At 71.9% G+C, this 4420-nt stretch carries 5 protein-coding genes; 3 read left to right on the top strand and 2 right to left on the bottom strand.

Translation table 11 applies throughout. From position 1 onward, the window contains the following. Together GUY59_RS46205 and GUY59_RS46210 are read right to left on the bottom strand one after the other, a co-directional pair. Positions 1-251: AfsR/SARP family transcriptional regulator (locus GUY59_RS46205; protein WP_161715104.1), on the bottom strand; the 251-nt coding region annotated here is incomplete at its 3' end. A gap of 391 nt (positions 252-642) precedes the next feature. After that, positions 643-1920 carry a pyridoxal phosphate-dependent aminotransferase gene (locus GUY59_RS46210; RefSeq protein WP_138208685.1) on the bottom strand — a complete coding sequence of 426 codons (1278 nt, stop codon included), beginning with the start codon at positions 1918-1920 and terminating at the stop codon, positions 643-645. A gap of 79 nt (positions 1921-1999) precedes the next feature. Here GUY59_RS46210 and GUY59_RS46215 point away from each other — a divergent pair, with 79 nt between their 5' ends. From GUY59_RS46215 to GUY59_RS46225, 3 genes are all read left to right on the top strand, one after another. Further along, on the top strand, positions 2000-3022 hold the full coding sequence (locus GUY59_RS46215; protein WP_236668150.1) for a LysR family transcriptional regulator: 1023 nt from the start codon (positions 2000-2002) through the stop codon (positions 3020-3022). Positions 3023-3083: 61 nt separating this feature from the next. Next, complete coding sequence (locus tag GUY59_RS46220) at positions 3084-3755, top strand: ribonuclease HII (RefSeq protein WP_132334009.1); 672 nt, start codon at positions 3084-3086, stop codon at positions 3753-3755. Positions 3756-3795: 40 nt separating this feature from the next. Next, a partial coding sequence (locus tag GUY59_RS46225) for an LLM class flavin-dependent oxidoreductase (RefSeq protein ID WP_161715105.1) occupies positions 3796-4420 on the top strand: 625 nt, incomplete at its 3' end.

A 4420-nucleotide genomic window follows, 5' to 3' on the forward strand; every position in this document is an offset into this window, starting at 1 on the left:
GGTTCGAGCACCGTACGGAGCCTGGAGACGTAGGTGCGCAGGGCGCCCAGGGCGCGCGGCGGCGCTTCCTCGCCCCAGACCGCGTCGATCATCTCGTTGGGGGTGACCGCGTGCCCTTCCCGCAGCAGCAACATGCCGAGAATGGAGCGCTGCAGCGGGGTGCCGAGGTCGAGTTCCCGGCCATCGCGCCACGCGCGGACAGGACCGAGCACGGCGAACCGCAGCCCGCCTGGAACGCTCTGACCAGCCATGCCGTCTGTCTCCAAGCAATGGAACGATTTGGTACCAGATGATAGATCCATCGTTGCTCGTCACCTAGACGCCGGCTGACCGTTCACCGAGGCGTTGATCCGCCGTTGATCAGGCGTTGAGCTCACCCCTGGATGCTGATGGCCGGCTGGGTATGACACTCAGGCGACACCGGGCACACGCGGGGGCGTGTCATACAGAGCGCCGGCGGGCAGGCAAAAATACCGGCCCCGCCCAGAAATTTCGGGCGGGGCCGTGACGGGAAGAATGATCATGACACCTGCCGGTGCGCGGGCCGGTCAGCTGCGGACAGGGTCTCTCCGCAGGTCGACGACCCCTCGTGGGGGTGGGGGACCGGTTTCCCCGGCTTGGTGGGCCTACTGGGGGACCGCTTCAGTGTGCGGCGACGAGGGCGGGGTCCGGCCCGGCGGTCGCGCCGTGACGTACGAGCGAGAGGTCTTTCAGGCCCATCGACAGATGGTGGAGATTGGCCGCGATCCACGGGAGTTCGAGCGGGTCGGGGCTGGTCAGAGCGGTCAGCCGCTCCTGTGCGGTGTCGCCGTAGAGCAGGCTCACCGCCACCCTCATCCGGGCGGCGGCGGGGTCGTCGCCGAAGGCGTGCCCCGGCAGGACGCCGATGCCGTGGTTCTCCAGCAGGAGTTTGGTGATCTCGGCGGAGCCGCCGAGCCTGAGATGGCTGAGGTCGGGGTAGAGGTAGAAGCCGCCCTGAGGGGTGGGCACGTCGGCGCCGATCTCCGCGAACCTGTCGTGCACGGCACGTGCGACCAGGCCGTGCAGCCGGCGGCTGCGGGTGATGCGCTCGGTCAGTTCGCGGGGGTCGCTGAAGGCGTAGGCGGCGGCCTCTTGCACGGGTGCCGCGGGCGCCGACCAGATCTCGCTGGCCACCGCGAGCAAACGGGCGCGCAGTTCGTGCCCGTCGTCGGGGAGCCTCGCGACGCCGATCCGCCAGCCGCCCAGAGCCAGGCTCTTGCTGAGGCCGGTGGTGACGATCGAGCGCTCGGGTGCGAGGTCGGCCGGGGAGGTGTACGGCAGGTCGGGGTCGTGCAGCAGGTCGCGGTAGATCTCATCTGAGATGATCATGAGATCGAGCTCGCGGGCGACCTCCACCAGGCGGCCCACGGTCGCCGGGTCGGCCAGCCGTCCCGTCGGATTGTCGGGGAGCGTGACCAGCACCGAGCTCACGGTCCGGCCCTGCGCCCTGGCCAGCCGCACCTGGGCGGCCACCAGGTCGGGGTCGGGCACTCCGCCCTCTCCTGGAGGTGCGGGCACCAGGATGGGGCGGGCGCCGACGAGGTCGGCCTGCGCGGCGTAGCTGACCCAGCTGGGCATGGGCAAGACGATGTCTCCGCCGATCGCCAGGAGCAGGCCGTACAGCAGCGACTTGCTGCCGGGTCCGCAGACGACCAGTTCGGGGTCGGTGATGAGCCCCCGTCGTGTCCAGTAGCCCGCCGCCGCGACCCGCAGTCCGGACGCCCCCGCGACCGGTCCGTAGCCGTTGTGCTCCGATGCGGCGGCCAGCCTCTCGCGCAGCGCCGGGTGGACGGGCAGACCGGCCTCACCGAAGGCCAGGTGCAGCACACGTTCCCCGGCGCGTCGTCTTCGTTCGATGTCCTCGTTCGCCGCCAAAGTGGCGGACAGAGTTACCGTCATGTTTGTCACGTTCCCAGGGTGGTTGCCTTCAGGCATCAGGACAAGCGAGGCTTTTCATGGGTAGGCGTAAGGAAGTCTGATGCTGGAATTGCGGCGTTTGGTGCTGATCTGCGAATTCGCACGCCGAGGAAGCATCTCGGCGACCGCCGAGTCGCTGGGGTACAGTCCTTCGGCGGTTTCGCAACAACTCGTCGCGCTCGAACGCGAGACCGGCACGGCGCTGATCGACAGGACCGCGCGCAGCGCGGAGCTCACCGACGCGGGCCGCCGGCTCGTCATGCACGCCGAGCGCATCCTGTCCATGGTCGAGGAGGCCGAGTCCGACCTGTCCGCCCACGCGGGCACACCGGCGGGACGGGTGGTCGTCACCGCGTTCCCGACGGCGGCGGTCGCGTTCGCGCCCGCGCTCGCCCGCTCGCTGCGCCGCCACACCCAGCTCACGCTGCGTCTGGGGCAGAGCCGGTCCGGGCGCGGGCTGCGCGAGGTGCAGTCCGGCGAGGTGGACATCGCGCTCGTCGACGACTGGTACGGCCGCGTGCGCGACAGCGAGAGCCTCCGGGTCTTCCCCTTGCTGCACGACCCCCTGGTGCTGGTCGTGCCGCGCAAGCACCGCCTGGCCGACCCCGACGTCCCGCTCGACCTGCGCGAGCTGCGCGACGAGGCGTGGATGGCCACACCCGACGGCGAGCCGTCGCGGCTGGCCGTGGACCGCCTCCTGGTCGACGTGGGCGGCACCCGGCCGACGCCGTGGGAGTTCGAAGGGCTGGGGACCATCCTGTCGCTCGTCGCCAAGGGCATCGGCATCGCCGCCGTGCCCGCGCTCGCGCTGGCCGCCGGGGTGCGGGGGCTGGCCGTACGGCAGTTCCCCGGCAACCCGGTGGGGCGCGTCGTGCACGCCGTCGCCAGGGGCTCCAGCGTCAACCGGCCGTCGGTGTCGGTGACGTTGCGGGCCATCCACGTGGCCGCCCGCTACATCGCGGCCGACCTCGAACCGGTACGCCCGGCGGAGCGCCGGCGGACCGAGGACAACATGCTCGCCGACTGGCCCGACGGGCCGGCCCGCTCGGCCAAGGACGTGGTGGGCCGGTCGTTCGGCGAGTGAGCCGCCGTTCCGCCGGCGACCCCGCACCGGGGCGGCCGTGGAGGCGATAGCGTCTGCGTTCATGGCGCCGACGTACGACATCGAGCACCTCCTGCTCTCCCAGCCCAGCGTCCGCACTGTCGCGGGCGTCGACGAGGTGGGCAGGGGCGCGTGGGCGGGGCCGGTGACGGTCTGCGCCGTGGTCACCGACCTGTCCGAGCCGCCCGCGGGGCTGACCGACTCCAAGCAGGTCTCCGCCGCCAAACGCGCGCCGCTCGCGGCCGAGCTGGCCGCATGGGCGGCGGGCGTCGGCTACGGCGAGGTCGGTCACGAGGAGATCGACGAGCTCGGCATGACGAAGGCCCTGCGCAGGGCGGCCCGCCGGGCGCTGGAGGCGCTGCCCGTACGCCCCGACGCGGTGATCCTCGACGGCAAGCACGACTACATCGGAGCGCCCTGGCCGGTGCGGCTGGAGATCGGAGGCGACGCGGCGAGCATCTCGGTCGCGGCGGCGTCCGTGCTGGCCAAGGTGCGGCGCGACGCCTACATGGGGACGATCGGCTGCGACGAGTACGGCTTCGCCGAGAACGCCGGCTACCCGTCGCCGCTGCACCAGGAGGCCCTCGCCCGGCTGGGGCCCACCCCGCACCACCGGCTCTCGTGGTCCTACCTGGACGGTCTCCCGCAGTGGCGGCATCTCAAGCAGCACCGCGACCCGCTGGCGGGCGAAGGACAGGCGACGCTCTTCGGCTGACCGGCCGCCTCCTGCCGGCTGAGCCGTCATGATGGATCAGGTGCGAATGGGCATCTTTCTGATCGCGGCGCAGTTTCCCGGCCAGGAAGCCGGGCGGGTGTTGTCCGACGCCGTCGAGCTGGTCGTGGCGGCGGAGGAGGCGGGGTTCGACGACGCGTGGATCGCCGAGCACCATTTCATGTCGTACGGCGTGTGCCCGTCGGCCACGACCCTGGCGGCGGTCGCCGCCGGCAGGACGACGCGCATCGGGCTCGGCACGGCCGTGAGCGTGTTGTCCACGCAGCATCCGGTGGCGCTGGCCGAGCAGGCGGCCATGCTGCACCACCTTTCCCGCGGGCGGTTCACGCTGGGCGTGGGCAGGGGCGGTCCGTGGGTGGACCTGGAGGTGTTCGGCACGGGGGCCGAACGGTTCGAGCGGGGGTTCGAGGAGTCGCTCGACGTGCTGCTCGACGCGCTTTCGACGGGACGGGTGGCGGCGGACGGGGAGTTCTTCCGGTTCAGGGAGGTCGGGGTGGTGCCGGAGGCGCCGATGCGGCCGGTCGTCGCGTGCACCTCAGGGCCGACGGTGGGGCTGGCGGCGCAGCGCGGGCTGCCCATGTTGCTCGGCATGCACGTCGGGGACGGGGAGAAGGCGGCGCTGGTGGGGGACTACGCGGCGCGCGGGG

Source organism: Nonomuraea sp. K271 (assembly GCF_009908215.1).
GTDB classification, from domain to species: domain Bacteria; phylum Actinomycetota; class Actinomycetes; order Streptosporangiales; family Streptosporangiaceae; genus Nonomuraea; species Nonomuraea longispora.